This window comes from Kitasatospora sp. NPDC056783, assembly GCF_042789895.1.
Taxonomy (GTDB): domain Bacteria; phylum Actinomycetota; class Actinomycetes; order Streptomycetales; family Streptomycetaceae; genus Kitasatospora.
In genome coordinates, this window is sequence record NZ_JBHUAF010000225.1 from 1 (window position 1) to 13,833 (window position 13,833).

Consider the following 13,833-nt stretch of genomic DNA (forward strand, 5'->3'; position numbering starts at 1 on the left):
GGCCGACCGTGCCAGGGGCGGTCAGCCGCCGACGGCCGATCCGTCCGAGTACGGCCGCCAGGGGGAGAGGTCGACGGCACTCTGGACGTTCCCGGCCTTGTCCCAACTGCCGTTCGCGTGACGGATGGTGTGGAAGAGCGTGCCGCGTTCGTTGCAGGTCTCGAACACCAGCTGCAGCTCGTTGTTCACGTTGGCGCCGTCGGCGCCGCACACGTAGAAGGGCTGGACGAGGATCGGCTGGCCGATGGGCCCCCAGCCGCTCCAGTTGCCGCCGGAGGTGCGGATCGTGTGGTAGACGGCGATCTGGCTGTTGTTCACCACGGCGACCTGTAGCTGTCCGTTGACGCCCGCCGCGACCACGTCGTGCGGCGAACCCCACGGGGAGGGGGTCCCGTTCACGCCCATGATGTTGCCCCAGCCGTCCCACGTGCCGTTCGCGTGACGGATGGTGTGGAGCACGCTTCCGTTGTCCCGCATGGTGGCCACGATGTGGAGTTCACCGTTCACCTCGGCCGTCGCGAGGCTGTAGAACGTGTCCGAGCCGATCCCCGGAGGGGCGCTGATCGCCCCCCAGGGCTGCCAGCTCCCGTCCGGGCGCTCCACGGTGTGCACGAGCCGGCCCGAGGGGGCGATCGCCGCCAGCTGGACCTGGCCGTTCACCACCGCCGCGCCGGCCCTGCCCCTCTGGAGTGGCGGGTTGGGGACGGGCAGTTCCGCCAGGCCCTTCATCGGGGTCGGCTCGGACCAGCTGCCGTCGGGCTGCTGCGTCGACTGGACGAACTGCATGCTCAACGGACCGGAGGGCTTGAGGCCGAACAGCCGCAGCTGACCGGAGCCGATGACGGTCGTCCAGTAGTAGAAGCTGGAGAACTGCGGCACCTCCCGGGCGGCGTCCCAGGTCCCGTCCGGCGCCCGGCGGGTCTGGACGACCTTCCACGGATCGGCGTTCAACATCAGGTTCAGCCCGGCGGTCGGGGCCTCAGCCGTGGCGGCGCGGGGCGCGGCCCCGGCCGGCGAAGCCGTCATCACGGCGGCGAGCGCCACCGCCGCGGCCATCATCGAGGCGACGCGCCCCCGGCGTCGACGCTTGGTCTTCCACATGTCGTGATCCCCCCTTTGCGGATGGGGCCCGATCGGGCCGGGTGCTGTCCTACCAGAGCCCGGAAGGCGGTGGAAAGCGAATAAAAGATCGTTTCAGAATGACTTTCGAAGGCGCCGGAGGCAGATGATGCTGCAGGCGAGGTCGAGTAGTCCCTGGTGGAGGTCGGCGCGTCGCTCGTAGCGGGTGCGGAGGCGTTTGAACTGGTGGAGTCAGGCGAAGGCGCGCTCTATGACCCAGCGCACCTTGCCGAGTCCGGAACCGTGGGCGACGCCGCGTCGGGCGATCATCGGCTTGATGCCGCGCCGCCATAGCAGGCGGCGGTACTTTGTCGAAGTCGTAGCCCCGGTCGGCGAACAGCCGCCGGGGCCTGCGCCGCGGGCGTCCTCGTGGTCCTCGAATCGGCGGGATCGCGTCCAGCAGGGGCAGCAGCTGGGTGACGTCGTGGCGGTTGCCTCCGGTGAGCGTCACGGCGAGCGGGGTGCCACAATGGTCCACGATCACATGGTGCTTGGAGCCGGGGCGGGCGCGGTCGACGGGCGATGGGCCGACATGGTCCCCCCTTTGAGGGCCCGGACGTGCGAGCCGTCCACGGCGCAGTCGTCCGGGTCCGGCAGGTCCGCGCGGCGCAGTTCGGTCAGCAGAGTGCGGTGTGCGGGCGGGGCCAGGCGCCGGCCTCGGTCCAGTCCCGCAGTCGACGCCAGGCCGTGACTCCGGAGCAGCCCACGGCCTGCGCGGGGACATCGCGCCAGGCGACACCGGTCCGCAGCACACAGATGATGCCGGCCAGGGCCGCCCGGTCGGGGACGCGCAGCCGCCCGGGATGACGATGGCGTCGTTCGGGAGCGGGCGGCAGCGGCGGAGCCACTCGCTCCCACAGGTCATCCGGCACAAGATCAACACGCACCCGGACACCCTGCCAAGCAAGATCATTGAGCACAAGAGCGCAGCTCAACTCATTTTGAAACGATCAGTAAGTCGCTTACCGCACCGCCCGTCAGGTCCCGGGCGACTGCTACTGCCGTGGCTCTTCCAGAGTTCAAGCAACAATGCCGTCCGGCAACAGTCTTTTGTGGCAGCATTGTTGGAAGAACGTACCCCGTGCCGCCGTTCGCGGGTCGTCGTCTGTCGGAGACAACCTCACCGTCGCAGCAGGTGTGGCGTGGAGCCGGCCTGTCCTGGGAGGGAGGTGGCCTGCCTTGAGATCGCACCTGATCGAATGGGTCTACGACGTGGCCAAGGACTTCGAGTTTGCCAAGTACTTCGGGGGTGCCAAGTACTTGATGATTGCCCTGCTCGTGGTGTTGCCCCTGATCTATTTGGTGGGTCGCCCCTCGCAGCCGCCGAAGAAGCCGAGCCAGGGCAAGTCGGTCCAGGTGACACGGCAACATCACGCTCCCAAGGGGAAGGATCCGGTCAGGGCGCTGGTCGACGGCGAGATCGGCCTCTCCGTCGATTCCGTCGATCTCGCTGGGCACGGGCGGTCGGCGCCCTCACTCGGCCGGGTGGCCGCTGAGGACCCCGCGGATGCGCTCTCGACACAGCTCGGTAAGCGAGATGCCGATCTTGCGCGGATGGTGGATGACGAAGGCATGCCAACCGCTTCCCGCCACCTGGCGGAGGGGCTTGATGAACTGTTCCGGGCCCTGGGCCCGCCCCCGGCTCCGCGACCAGGAGACACGGACGTGGTTCTGGTCGGCGACGGTGGAGGGCAGCAGTGACGACACCTGGACGTGACGCCAGCCGCGAACTGAGCGGCCTGGAACTCGCGAGGGAATGGGCGAAGCTCCCCCCGGAGCACCTTAAGGCCGCCCTTGCGGCGCTGGAACCCGAACTCAAGCGCACTCACGCGAGGAAGATGAAGGAACTCGACATGCAGCAACGAGAGCGGGAAGCTGCACACGAGGCCGAGGAGCGTCAGGCCGAGCGTTCCTACCGTCTCTACATGGGCGGTCTCGTGGCCGGATTCGCCCTCTGCGCCGGAATGCTCTGCGGGTCTGTGATCGAAGCACTGCACAAGCAGGAGATGCTGGCGGGGATTCTGGCGGGGCCGACCATGATCGGCGTTGTCGCCTTGTTCGTCCTGCGGCAGCGCCAGAGCGGCAGGGGCCAGCAGCGACCTGGTCGTGCGAGCATCCCCGGTCAGCAGCCGCCAAGCGCGCCGCCCGTCCTCGTGCCGACTCCTGAAGCGGTGGAGCCGGCCTGACAGCATGTCCCATGGTGGTGATCGGGTCGTTGGACCGGTCATCGGGAGTGGTGGGTGGGGTTGGATCGTTCCTGACGGCTTGTGGGTTCCGGTGGAGCGCGTCGACGGGCCGTCGGAGCGGGTGCCCGGCACCGGCTCGTGTTCGTCGACCGGGTGGCCGCCACGCTCATCCACCTGCGGCACGCCCGCCGCGGCCTTCGGCTGTCTCCTCGCCCGTGAGGGGCGGCGCGCGGTGCGGGCGAGGTCGTAGAGGTAGGCACTCTCGTCCTCGGTCAGTTGCAGGGCGCGGGCGATGGCGTCGAGGACCTCGTCGGAGACCCCTGTCAGGTCGCCCTTCTCGATCCGGGTGTAGTAGTCGACCGAGACGCCGGCGAGCATCGCGACCTCCTCCCGGCGCAGGCCGGGGACTCGGCGCGCTCCGCCGCCCTTCGGGATGCCGGCCATGTCGGGGGTGATCTTCGCGCGGCGGGTGGCCAGGAAGTCCCGTACGCGCTCGTCCTTCGGTGCCATGACCTCACGCTATGGGCGATCGGGGCCAGGGGCCAGGTTCTGCCGGACCCCCCTCTGAGGGGGGTTCTGTCGCAGCCTTCCACCCTCGATCGAGGGCGCCCACAGCTGGTGTCGTAAGAGCCGACGGGCGCCGCCCCGGCCCCGGACGACGATGAGCGGGACAGCCAGGAGGAATCATGACTGAACGGACCGAGCGCGTGAGCTTCCGCTCCCCGGGGATGGCCTGGGACCTGGCGGGAATCCTCCACCTCCCCGCGGATTTCGACGAGAACGGCTCCTGTCCGGCGATCGTGAGCGTTCACCCGATCGGCAGCTGCAAGGAACAGACTGCCGGCAGCGTGTACGCGAAGGCGCTGGCGGAGGCCGGCTACGTGGTGCTGGTCTTCGACGCCGGCCACCAGGGTGAGAGCGGCGGGCAGCCGCGTCTGATCGAGGATCCCGCGCAGCGCGTGGAGGACATCCGCGTCGCGGTCGACCACCTCGTGACGCTCCCGTACGTCGACGCGGACCGCATCGGCGGGATCGGGGTCTGCGGGGGCGGCGGCTACGTCATCAACGCGACCATGACCGACCGCCGGATCAAGGCCGTCACCAGCATCACCGGCGTGAACTTCGGGCGTCTGAGCCGCGAGTCGTTCAGCGGCTACGACCCGGTCGGCGCTCTGGAGCAGATGGCGGCGCAGCGTACCGCCGAGGCACGCGGCGCGGATCCGCGGGTCGACGACCTCCTGTCCCGCCTCGGTCGAGGCCGGACAGGAGGCGGGGCTGACGGACATCGACGTGCTGGAGGCCACGGACTACTACAAGACCGGCCGGGGACAGAGCGCGGGCGGTGCCACGAGCGCGGTGCTGTCGCGTCGCGCGGCGGCGATCGGCTGGGGCGCGTTCTTCGGCGCCGAGCACCAGGTCCACCAGCAGCTGCCGGTGCGCGTGGGCATCGGTCGGCATCCAGCCCAGCCCGTGCAGGTAGAGCACGACCGGCAGCGGCTCACGGGCCCCCGCGGGCCGCAGGATCCGCACCCGCACCCGCTCCCCGTCCCCGCCCGGCACGGCCAGCCACTCCTCCTCGACGTCGGGCTCCTCGCGGCCGCCGCCGTCCCACAGCGCCGCCATCCGCTCCCTCGGCGCCGGAGCGCCGGCCCGCGCGGGAGCGGGCCACGGACAGGACTCGACGAAGGCGCGCGTCCGCCGCCCCAGGACGGGCGCCACCCAGGGAACGTGGACCTCTTCGGGCACGAGCACACCTCCGCGGGGACGCCTCACCGGCCACGGGCAACGGGCCGGGACCAGCCTGGGGCAGTTCCGCACCGCACCGCACGACCGCCCGGCCATCCACGCAGGCACAGGCAAGAGCCGTGCACCGTGGGGCATCGCGGCGGTGCCACCGTGTCCCCAGGACGAACGCGAGCGGCCGCGACCCGAACAAGGGAAACCTGCGGGCCCCGCCGGTCCACGCCGCACGGAGACGACCACGAAGGAGGACCGCCATGACCGGACAGCGGAGGCGAGCCCCCGCCGGCAGCGTCGCGGCCCAGGAGCTGATCGAGGAACTCGCGCAGTCGCTCCACCGGTCCGTCGCCGTGACCGACCCCGCGATCAGCGGCATCCGCTGGAGCCGGCACTTCGACGACGCGGACCCGGCGCGCCTGCACAGCGTCCTCCAGGGCCGGGTCGACCGCGACGTCGCCCGCCACGTCCTCGACCAGGACGTCACCCGGTGGCCCAGGCCCGGCTTCCTCCAGGGCCGCGACGACCTCGGGCTGCTGCCCCGCTACTGCGTGCCGCTGCGCGAACGCGGCCACTTCCTCGGCCTGCTGACGGTCATCACACCGGACGGCGCCCTGACCCCGGAGGCGACCGAGACCATCGCCCGGGCCACCCCCGCCGTCGCCGGCCAGCTCTACGCCGACCACGTCCTGGCCGACGCCGAGGAGACCGGGCGCCGGCAGCTCCTCCTGTCGCTGCTGGGAGCGAGCCCCGCCGCGCGCGAGGACGCCCGCCACCGGCTGCTGGAGGACGCGCTGCTCCCGGACGCCCCCCACGCGGTGGTCAGCGTCGTGGAGGTGGCGCACTCCCGCTCGTCCGCCGGGCAGGTCACGACCGCGCTGTGCGCGGCACTGGAGGAACTGCGGCCCACCCGGTGGGCCGACCGCGCCTTCGCCGTCACCGCGCACCGGGCCGTCCTGCTCCAGCTCGCCGACCGGCCGCTGGACCAGGACGCACTGCGGGAGCAGTCCCGGAGCGTCCGGCAGGCCCTGAGCGCCCGCCTGGGCCCCTCGGCCGTCCCCGTCATCGGCATCGGCGGCCACCACAACGGGCTCGCCGGCGCACACGCCTCCCACGAGCAGGCGCTCGTCGCGGTGCGCGCGGCCCGCCGGATGCCCGCCCTGCGGGGCACCGGCTCCTGGGAGGAACTCGGCGAGCTCTCCGTGCTCCTGCAACTGCCGGACCACGCCCTGAACGAGACGCTGATCCCCAGGCCGCTGCGCGCCCTGCTGGACTCCGGCGGCGGCCACCGCCTGGCGCAGACCCTGCGCTGCTTCCTCGACCACGCCGGATCGACCTCCAGGACCGCCGAGGCGCTGCGCATCCACCGCACCTCGCTGCACTACCGGCTGCGGCGGATCCAGGAGATCACCGGGCTCGACCTGGACAGCGGGGCGGACCGCATCACCCTGCACCTGGGCCTGCGCATCCGCGAACTCCTCGGCCCTGGCGGCGAGTCCGGCGAGTCCGGCGACGTTCCCGGCGGAGCGTCGGGCGACGTTCACGATGGTGCCCGCCCGGAGCGCCGGATCCCCCCGCAGCGCACCCACGTCCCACACGGCCGGGCCCAAGCCGCCTGAACCCCACCGGAGTTCAGCCCCGACCGGGGTGGCGAGGGGCGAGCGATTCGTTCAAGACGCCGCCCCCGCCGCCCGCCCACACTGACCGCATGACCCCGACCGACGCCTTCACCCCCGCCGCCGGACGCCTCGCCCTCGGCCTCTACGACCCCATCGTCTCCCTCACCCGCGAACGCCTCTGGCGCAGCCTGGCGGCCATGCACGCCGCCCCCCGCCCCGGCGACGTCATCGTCGACGTCGGCTGCGGCACCGGCTCCCTCGCCGTCCTCCTCGGCCGCGCCGAACCGCGGGCCACCGTCATCGGCGTCGACCCCGACCCCGCCGTGCTGCGCCTGGCCCGCCGCAAGGCCGCCGCGGCCGGTGCCACCGCCGACTTCCGCACCGGCATGGGCGACGCCGTGGACGACCTCCTCGGCCCCGAGTCGGCCGACACCGTCGTCTCCAGCCTGGTCCTCCACCAGTGCCCCGTCCCGATGAAGCGGGCGATCCTCGCCGCCGTGCACCGCACCCTGCGCCCCGGCGGCAAGCTGGTGATCGCCGACTACGGGCGCCAGCGCACGCCGGCGATGCGGCTGGCCTTCCGGATCGTCCAGTTCGTCGACGGCAAGCAGGACACCCAGCCCAACGCCGACGGCATCCTGCCCCGGCTGATCGCCGAGGCGGGCTTCGAGGAGGTGCGCGAGGTGGAGAGCGTCGCGACGGTGACCGGTTCGCTGTCCTTCTACACCGCGCGCCGCTCCGGCGGCTGAAGGCCCGACCCGCGCAGCGCGGGCCGCACCTGGGAGGGCGTCAGTCCGGTCAACTCCCGTGTCCACCGGGTGAAATGGGCCTGGTCGGCGAACCCGCCCGCGAGCGCCGCCTGTGCCGGCGAGCACCCCTCGCCGAGGGCCAGCGCCGCCCGGGACAGCCGCTGCCAGCTGCGCCAGCGCGCCAGCGGCACCCCCAACTGCCGCCGTGCCAGGGCTCGCAGGCGCTGCGGCGACAGTCCGACGCGCGCGGCGAGCTCCTCCAGCGGCACCTGGTCGTCGGCCAGCGCCGCCAGCGCCGCCCCCAGCCTCGGGTCCAGCCGGCCGGACGGCCGCCCGCCGTCCGGCCGCACGTCCCGCTCGGTCAGGCCGTGCCAGCGCGGGGCGACGGTGACCCCCGCGCCGCAGGCCGCGCGCAGCCGGTCGGCGAAGGCGCAGTGCGGGTCCACGTAGAAGACCAGCACCTCGCGGATCGGGGCCATCCGGTGGCGCACCATCGGCGGCACCACGACCGCGGGCCCGCGGTGGCGCCGCCCGGCCGCGTCGTCGACCGCCACCCGGCCCGCGCCGCCGCCGCGCACCGCGACGGCGACCTGGAAGGCGGCGTGCCGGTGGAAGGCGCTGTCCGCCAGCGGACCGCGGTACAGCGCGTACCCGGGGCCGACGGCGAAGCGCGGGCCGCGGGCCGGCTCCTCGCCGGATTCCTGTCCGTCCACGCTCCCACGGTAGACGCGGCCGTTCGTCCTCGGGTCCGGCGCGGTCCCGTGTTCGAATCGATGTGTCGACACAGTGTCATCACCGCAGGACAGCGGCCCATTGCGGTTCGATCACGACGTGTCCGGTTCATCGAACATTGGGTGAGAGTGTGGTGATTGACCGTGTTGGCGGCGACGGCGACGGCCTCTCATAATTCGTGCCGACACGCGTGACGGAAGGCCGGAGAAACCCGCTGGGGACATGGTTCCCGCGAGGGGCGCCGCGCGTGGGACTCCGCATCCTTTCCAGGGGGAACCGCTTTGCCCGATCCCGATCACGACCCCGAGAACGGTGGTACGGCCGCCGCTGTGCCGCCCGTGCCGGCACCCGCCGCGCGCCGGCTGCCGCGCGCCGTCGGCGTCGCGCTGGCCACCGCCGGCCTGCTCGCCGTCACCGCGGCCAGCGCCGCCGTGACCGTCGCCGTCGGCAAGCCCGACGCCCGCCCCGCCGCGGCCGCCCCCGCCCCGACCAGGGCCGGTGCCACCGCCTCCCCGAGCGCCACGCCCTCGGCCACGCCCGTCCCCACGCCCACCGCAGCCCCGGCCCAGCCCGCCCCCGCCAGCACCGTCAAGGGCACGGTCAAGAGCGGCAAACACGAGGGCGACCTGCGCTACTTCCTGCTCCCCATCCCGGCCGGCGGCGAGTCCTACGGGCCCGCGGACGGGATGACCATGACCGGCGAGGACGTCTCCGCGGTCTTCGGCAAGCAGGACGGCGTCATGGACATCCTCGCCTCCTACGGCTACAAGGGCGGCGCGACCCGGATGTACCGGACCGCCGACGGCACGGCCGAAGTCACCGTCACCCTGCTCCAGTTCGGCTCCGCCGCCAGGGCCGGCGACTTCGTCAAGGGCTACAAGATCGAGTCGCTGGAGCCGTTCGACATCGACGGCGACCCGGGCGCCCGCGGCTACCTCCAGACTCCCAAACACCAGGCGTACACCGGCTCGATGAGCGGCATCTCCAGCCAGGGCGACGTCCAGTACACGATCGACGTCGACGTGAAGGGGACGCCCGACAAGGCGCTGCTGAACGAGCTGATGAAGCGCCAGCGCGAGTGGCTCACCACCGGCGGCTGAGCCCGGCGCCGGCCGCCCGCACCATGCCACTCCTTCCCCGACTTCCCTCTCTGGAGCCACTTCCGTGACCACCGAACCCGCGGAGCCGGCGCCCGCCGCGTCCGGGCCCGCGCCCGCGCCCGCCGCGCCCGCTGTACCGCCGCCGCCCGCCACACCGCCCGCCGCCCCGCCCGTCGCGCCGGAGCCCGCCGAGGCCCCCGCCCCGCGCCGCCCCCGCCCCGTGCGGCTGGCCGCCTGCGCCCTGGTGCTGGGCGTCCTGGCCGGCGGCGGCGTCGGCTACGCCGTGCAGGCCCAGCGCCCGCCCACGCCGCTGCCGCCGCTCCAGGCCACCCGCCCGTCCTACCCGGTCGACACCGTCGACCCGGCCGCCCTCGCCGCCGCACAGCCCGGCCCGCTGGCCATCGACGGCGACCTGACCAAGCTGCTGATCGGCGTCCCCGAGGGCACCAAGCCCTGGGCCGACTTCCCGGACAAGCCGAGCTGGATCTCGATCGGCGACCTCGCCGACGAGAGCGGCGACGCGGTCGACACCTTCAAGGACCTCGCCGCGCACGGCTTCCGGCGCGCGGCCGAGGTCAACTGGCAGAAGGACGACACCCGTTACCGCGTCTCACTGATCCAGTACACCGCGGAGCACGCCGACCAGGTGAGGTCCGTGACCTGGCCGGCGTTCGCCGACGGCGCCGGCGGCGGCTACAAGGTGGACGCCGAACCCCGCCAGTGGGCCGACAGCAACGACAAGTACTACTTCGGCCAGGCCGTCGCCAAGCGCGGCTCGGTCCGGATGACGGTCGAGATCTTCGGCACCCAGCCGGTGAACCCCGACACCCTCAAGGACCTCGCCAAGCGGCAGTGGGAGCGGCTCATATGAACGACGACACCGTGAACCCCGCGGCCGCCGCTCCGGCGGACCTCGCCGCGCCCGCCGCCCCTGTGGACCCCGCCGCGCCCGCCGTGCCGGGCCCCGCCTCCCGCCGCCTGCTGCGCGCGGGCGCCGCGACGGCCGCGGCCGCGCTGGTCGGCGTGGCCATCGGCGTCGGCATCATCAAGACCCAGTACGACGACCCGGTGCCGGCCACCGCCGCCGCCCCGTCCGCCGGCCCCGCCCCCAGCGCGAGCGCCACGCCGTACGGCGCCAAGTCCAACGGCAGCCACTTCGGCTCGCTGCGCGACCTGCTGCTGCCCGTCCCGGCCGGCTACGAACCCGGCCCGGACGACGGCGGCTCCGGCAACGACACCGAGCTGAGCGGCGAGCAGCTGTCCGCCGAGCTGGACGCCGACCTCCAGCAGCTCCCCAAGGAGAAGCGCGACACGATGCGCTCCTACTGGGAGAGCATGCACGTCAAGGCCACCGGCGTGCGCACCTACCGCGCCGCCGGGGACGACCTGGTGGTCGGCCTGAAGCTGCGCCAGTTCAACCAGCAGGAAGTGCAGCGGATCAACGAGTACACCGCGGTCTTCACCGGCGACACCGGCCTGTTCCGGATCGGTCCGGCGATCCCGGGCCACCCCGAGGCGCACTGCTACCTGATGCCGGCGCCGCCGTCCGCGCCGATCGACTACCTGGAGTGCTCGGCCGCCGAGGGCGACCTCCTGGTGATCATGAGCGCCGAGGGCGTGGCACCGCTGCCCAAGGACAAGATCGTCGCCCTCTTCACCCTCCAGCTCGACCGCCTCGCCCGCCCGGGAGCGTCCGTATGACCGACCACGCCACCCCGCCGCCCGCGCCCGGCAACGAGTCCGGGAACGCGCCGGACGCCGATCCGGTCCTGGCGGCGCTCGCCGCGCCCGTCGCCGTGCCCGAGGACCCCGCCGTCCTCGCCGAGCGGGAGGCCCGCCGGGCCCTGCGCCGCAAGGCCGCGGTGCGCCGGGGCTGCGCCGCCCTGGTGTTCGTCCTCGCCGGCACCGGCACCGCCCTGGCGGTCACCGCCCCCGACCGCACCGACCTGCCGGGCCTGGCCACCGCGGGCGACGGCCGCTACACCTTCGCGCCGCTGACGCTGCCGCCGCTGCCCGCCGGGCACGGCGCGCCGGACGACAAGGGCAAGTCCCCGCACCAGGCGGACCTGCGCCACCTGCTGCTGCCCGCGCCCAAGGAGGCCGGCGGCTCGCTGACCCCGCCCGTCTTCCCGGCTCCCACCCTCGCCCCCGGCGCCTCGGGGACCGCCTCCCCGGCGTCCTCGCCCTCCGCGGCTTCCCCGTCGCCCTCGGCGTCCTCGCCCTCCGCGCCCGCGCCCGGCGCCGCCTCCGCGACCGCCCCGTGGGTGCCCTGCGACGCGATCGCCGCCGAGCAGCAGGACCCGGCGGCGACGCGCCTGCTCTTTCTGGAGAACGCCTGCCGCGCCGCCACCGTCCGGGAGTGGACCGCCTCCGACGGCACCCGCACCCAGATCCGGCTGCTGCGCTTCGGTTCCGTCCGGGAGTCCTGGGACGCCTTCGCCACCCTGCGCACCAAGGGCCGCCCCAAGGCCGCCGCCGACACCAAGAGCACCCCCCACGACGACTGGGACACCGTCGACGGCGTCAGCCTGACCACCGTGCGGTCCACCGCGGCCGGCTCCAAGGGCGCCCCGGCCGCCCGGGTCGCCTACCTCTCCGCCGCCGACATCCTGGCCGTGGTCACCATGACCAACCCGGCCGGCGTCCCCGCCAGCCCGTTCCGCCAGGTCGTCACCCTCCAGTCCGACCTCCTCGCCTGACGCCCCGCCCCGGGCCCGGAGCCCCCGCCTTCCCGGGGAGCGGGAACGGGAGTGGGAGTGGGAGTGGGAGTGGGAAGCCGACGGAGCCGACTTCCCACTCCCACCCGTCGGGCAGCCGTCAGGCGCGGTGGTACTGGGTGGGGGTGGCGACCTCGCCGCCGAGCTCGGCGGCGGCGTGGCGGGCCCAGTACGGGTCGCGCAGCAGTTCGCGGCCGAGCAGGACGGCGTCGGCGTGGCCCTCGGTGAGGATGGCCTGGGCCTGGGCGGGCTCGGTGATCAGGCCGACGGCGGCCACCGGCAGGCCGGTCGCGGTGCGCACCGCCTCGGCGAAGGGCACCTGGTAGCCGGGCGCGGCCTCGATCCGGGCGTCGGGGACGATGCCGCCGGTGGAGACGTCCAGCAGGTCCACGCCGTGTGCCTGGAGCTCCTTGGCGAGGCGGACGGTGTCCTCGGAGGTCCATCCCTCGCGGCCGTCCTCGGTGTTCTCGGTGAGCCAGTCGGTCGCGGAGACGCGGAAGAAGACCGGCAGGTCCTCGGGCCACACCGAGCGGACGGCGTCGACGACCTCCAGCGCGAAGCGGACGCGGTTCTCGAAGGAGCCGCCGTAGCCGTCGGTGCGGCGGTTGGACGCGGGGGAGAGGAACTGGTGGACCAGGTAGCCGTGGGCGCCGTGGACCTCGGCGACCTGGAAGCCGGCGTCCAGCGCGCGCCGGGCGGCGTCGGCGAACTGCCGCACGATCTCGCCGATCTGCTCCTCGGTCAGCTCCTCCGGGGTGGTGTGGGAGGCGTCGAAGGGCTCGGCGCTGGGGGCGACCGGGGTCCAGCCGTGCTCCTCGTCGGGGGTGACGGGGCGCCCGCGGCCGACCCAGGTGCGCTCGGTGGAGGCCTTGCGCCCGGCGTGGGCGAGCTGGATGGCCGGGACGGTGCCCTGGCTCTTCAGGAAGGACGTGATCCGGCGGAAGGCGGCGGTCTGCTCGTCGTTCCAGATGCCGAGGTCGTACGGGCTGATGCGCCCCTCGGGGCTGATCGCGGTGGCCTCGGTGATGATCAGCCCGGTGCCGCCGGCGGCGCGGGCGGCGAGGTGGGTGAGGTGCCAGTCCGTCGGGACGCCGGCCGCGTCGCCGTCCGGAACGGCGCTGTACTGGCACATCGCCGGCATCCAGATCCGGTTCGGGACGGTCAGACCCCGCAGGGTCAGGGGGGCGAAGAGAGAGCTGCTCATATTCGGACTCCCGGTGAGTCGGCGCCAGGGCGATGGGCCGACGAGCGTGCAACTTTTGCGGCTGCATTTACAGTCGCAAACAATAGTTGTGCATGCACATATCTGCAAGGTGGCTCTTCCCCACCCTCTCCCACCTGCGACAATCCGTTCCATGATCGACCCCGCAGCCACCGACGCCCCGTCCACCCAGGCCGCTCCGCTCACCGTCGCCGCCGCCGCGGTCATCCGGGACGGCCGGCTCCTGGTGGTCAGCAAGCGGGCGGCCCCCGACGTCTTCTACCTGCCCGGCGGCAAGCCCGACCCCGGCGAGGACGCCCTGCGGGCGCTGGCCCGCGAACTCGGCGAGGAACTCGGCGCGGCCCCGGTCGACCCCCGCCACCTCACCGACATCCGCGCCACCGCCGCCCTCGAAGGCGTGCCCATGCTGATGACCGTCTTCACCGCCACCCTGGACCGCGAACCCGCCCCCGCCGCCGAGCTCGCCGACCTGCGCTGGACCGACGGCCGTGACGACACCCTGCGCCTGGCCCCGGCCGTGCGCGACCACCTCCTGCCGCTGCTGCGCGAGCGCGGCGACCTGGCCTGACGGGGCGCGGACGGGAGCCGGGGCGTAGAGCCGCCCGACGGCGCCCCCTCCGGCCGCGGTGAACCGGAGCTCCGTCACCAGGAC

13 protein-coding genes and 4 pseudogenes are annotated in these 13,833 nt (G+C 73.5%); 11 read left to right on the plus strand and 6 right to left on the minus strand.

Translation table 11 applies throughout. From position 1 onward, the window contains the following. Window positions 1-21: 21 nt before the first annotated feature. Both ACFRMQ_RS26680 and ACFRMQ_RS26685 read right to left on the minus strand, forming a co-directional pair. On the minus strand, window positions 22-1,101 hold the full coding sequence (locus tag ACFRMQ_RS26680; RefSeq protein WP_380733181.1) for a hypothetical protein: 1,080 nt from the start codon (window positions 1,099-1,101) through the stop codon (window positions 22-24). A 93-nt stretch (window positions 1,102-1,194) separates the two neighbouring features. Next, window positions 1,195-2,006, minus strand: a pseudogene (locus ACFRMQ_RS26685) (IS5 family transposase). A 292-nt stretch (window positions 2,007-2,298) separates the two neighbouring features. Here ACFRMQ_RS26685 and ACFRMQ_RS26690 point away from each other — a divergent pair. The 3 genes and pseudogenes from ACFRMQ_RS26690 to ACFRMQ_RS26700 all read left to right on the plus strand — a co-directional run. After that, a complete protein-coding gene (locus ACFRMQ_RS26690) occupies window positions 2,299-2,820 on the plus strand; it encodes a hypothetical protein (RefSeq protein WP_380733183.1) in 522 nt (173 codons plus the stop codon). Beyond that, window positions 2,817-3,305: a hypothetical protein gene (locus ACFRMQ_RS26695; RefSeq protein WP_380733184.1), complete on the plus strand. Its 489-nt coding sequence runs from the start codon at window positions 2,817-2,819 to the stop codon at window positions 3,303-3,305. The genes ACFRMQ_RS26690 and ACFRMQ_RS26695 overlap by 4 nt, the downstream gene beginning before the upstream one ends. Window positions 3,306-3,395: 90 nt before the next feature. Continuing rightward, window positions 3,396-3,488 (plus strand): annotated as a pseudogene (locus ACFRMQ_RS26700) (IS5/IS1182 family transposase); the annotation flags it as partial. Here the strand turns inward: ACFRMQ_RS26700 and ACFRMQ_RS26705 are convergent. After that, a pseudogene (locus ACFRMQ_RS26705) lies at window positions 3,480-3,815 on the minus strand (helix-turn-helix domain-containing protein); the annotation flags it as partial. The pseudogenes ACFRMQ_RS26700 and ACFRMQ_RS26705 sit on opposite strands and share 9 nt — an antisense overlap. Before the next feature lie 218 nt (window positions 3,816-4,033). Here ACFRMQ_RS26705 and ACFRMQ_RS26710 point away from each other — a divergent pair. After that, window positions 4,034-4,360, plus strand: a pseudogene (locus ACFRMQ_RS26710) (alpha/beta hydrolase); the annotation flags it as partial. 91 nt (window positions 4,361-4,451) lie between these two features. On the opposite strand, the gene ACFRMQ_RS26715 reads toward ACFRMQ_RS26710, so the two are convergent. Next, a complete protein-coding gene (locus tag ACFRMQ_RS26715; RefSeq protein WP_380733194.1) occupies window positions 4,452-5,051 on the minus strand; it encodes a hypothetical protein in 600 nt (199 codons plus the stop codon). Window positions 5,052-5,302: 251 nt separating this feature from the next. Between ACFRMQ_RS26715 and ACFRMQ_RS26720 the strand changes: the two genes are divergently transcribed. Together ACFRMQ_RS26720 and ACFRMQ_RS26725 are read left to right on the plus strand one after the other, a co-directional pair. After that, on the plus strand, window positions 5,303-6,661 hold the full coding sequence (locus ACFRMQ_RS26720; protein ID WP_380733193.1) for a PucR family transcriptional regulator: 1,359 nt from the start codon (window positions 5,303-5,305) through the stop codon (window positions 6,659-6,661). A gap of 89 nt (window positions 6,662-6,750) precedes the next feature. Beyond that, the gene (locus ACFRMQ_RS26725) at window positions 6,751-7,410 is read left to right on the plus strand and encodes a class I SAM-dependent methyltransferase (protein WP_380733185.1); all 660 of its coding nucleotides are present in this window, start codon (window positions 6,751-6,753) and stop codon (window positions 7,408-7,410) included. Here ACFRMQ_RS26725 and ACFRMQ_RS26730 read toward each other — a convergent pair. Further along, complete coding sequence (locus ACFRMQ_RS26730; RefSeq protein ID WP_380733186.1) at window positions 7,383-8,123, minus strand: helix-turn-helix domain-containing protein; 741 nt, start codon at window positions 8,121-8,123, stop codon at window positions 7,383-7,385. The two genes, ACFRMQ_RS26725 and ACFRMQ_RS26730, sit on opposite strands and share 28 nt — an antisense overlap. A 300-nt stretch (window positions 8,124-8,423) precedes the next feature. On the opposite strand from ACFRMQ_RS26730, the gene ACFRMQ_RS26735 reads away from it, so the two are divergent. The 4 genes from ACFRMQ_RS26735 to ACFRMQ_RS26750 all read left to right on the plus strand — a co-directional run bounded on the left by ACFRMQ_RS26735 (window position 8,424) and on the right by ACFRMQ_RS26750 (window position 11,941). Beyond that, window positions 8,424-9,242: a hypothetical protein gene (locus ACFRMQ_RS26735; RefSeq protein ID WP_380733187.1), complete on the plus strand. Its 819-nt coding sequence runs from the start codon at window positions 8,424-8,426 to the stop codon at window positions 9,240-9,242. A gap of 64 nt (window positions 9,243-9,306) precedes the next feature. Further along, window positions 9,307-10,113 (plus strand): hypothetical protein, encoded by an 807-nt coding sequence (locus ACFRMQ_RS26740; RefSeq protein WP_380733188.1) that lies wholly within the window; start codon window positions 9,307-9,309, stop codon window positions 10,111-10,113. After that, window positions 10,110-10,943 (plus strand): hypothetical protein, encoded by an 834-nt coding sequence (locus ACFRMQ_RS26745; RefSeq protein WP_380733189.1) that lies wholly within the window; start codon window positions 10,110-10,112, stop codon window positions 10,941-10,943. Before ACFRMQ_RS26740 ends, ACFRMQ_RS26745 begins: the two co-directional genes overlap by 4 nt. Beyond that, window positions 10,940-11,941: a hypothetical protein gene (locus tag ACFRMQ_RS26750; RefSeq protein ID WP_380733190.1), complete on the plus strand. Its 1,002-nt coding sequence runs from the start codon at window positions 10,940-10,942 to the stop codon at window positions 11,939-11,941. The genes ACFRMQ_RS26745 and ACFRMQ_RS26750 overlap by 4 nt, the downstream gene beginning before the upstream one ends. A gap of 118 nt (window positions 11,942-12,059) precedes the next feature. Here ACFRMQ_RS26750 and ACFRMQ_RS26755 read toward each other — a convergent pair whose 3' ends face one another. Then, window positions 12,060-13,163: an NADH:flavin oxidoreductase/NADH oxidase gene (locus tag ACFRMQ_RS26755; RefSeq protein WP_380733191.1), complete on the minus strand. Its 1,104-nt coding sequence runs from the start codon at window positions 13,161-13,163 to the stop codon at window positions 12,060-12,062. A 151-nt stretch (window positions 13,164-13,314) separates the two neighbouring features. Between ACFRMQ_RS26755 and ACFRMQ_RS26760 the strand changes: the two genes are divergently transcribed. Continuing rightward, window positions 13,315-13,749: an NUDIX domain-containing protein gene (locus tag ACFRMQ_RS26760; RefSeq protein WP_380733192.1), complete on the plus strand. Its 435-nt coding sequence runs from the start codon at window positions 13,315-13,317 to the stop codon at window positions 13,747-13,749. Window positions 13,750-13,833: the final 84 nt, after the last annotated feature.

Bases quoted from the DNA above. Each gene is read 5' to 3' on its own strand.
- ACFRMQ_RS26750 (WP_380733190.1), top strand. From the start codon at position 10,940: ATGACCGACCACGCCACCCCGCCGCCCGCGCCCGGCAACGAGTCCGGG.
- ACFRMQ_RS26760 (WP_380733192.1), top strand. From the start codon at position 13,315: ATGATCGACCCCGCAGCCACCGACGCCCCGTCCACCCAGGCCGCTCCG.
- ACFRMQ_RS26755 (WP_380733191.1), bottom strand. From the start codon at position 13,163: ATGAGCAGCTCTCTCTTCGCCCCCCTGACCCTGCGGGGTCTGACCGTC.
- ACFRMQ_RS26720 (WP_380733193.1), top strand. From the start codon at position 5,303: ATGACCGGACAGCGGAGGCGAGCCCCCGCCGGCAGCGTCGCGGCCCAG.
- ACFRMQ_RS26725 (WP_380733185.1), top strand. From the start codon at position 6,751: ATGACCCCGACCGACGCCTTCACCCCCGCCGCCGGACGCCTCGCCCTC.
- ACFRMQ_RS26680 (WP_380733181.1), bottom strand. From the start codon at position 1,101: ATGTGGAAGACCAAGCGTCGACGCCGGGGGCGCGTCGCCTCGATGATG.
- ACFRMQ_RS26745 (WP_380733189.1), top strand. From the start codon at position 10,110: ATGAACGACGACACCGTGAACCCCGCGGCCGCCGCTCCGGCGGACCTC.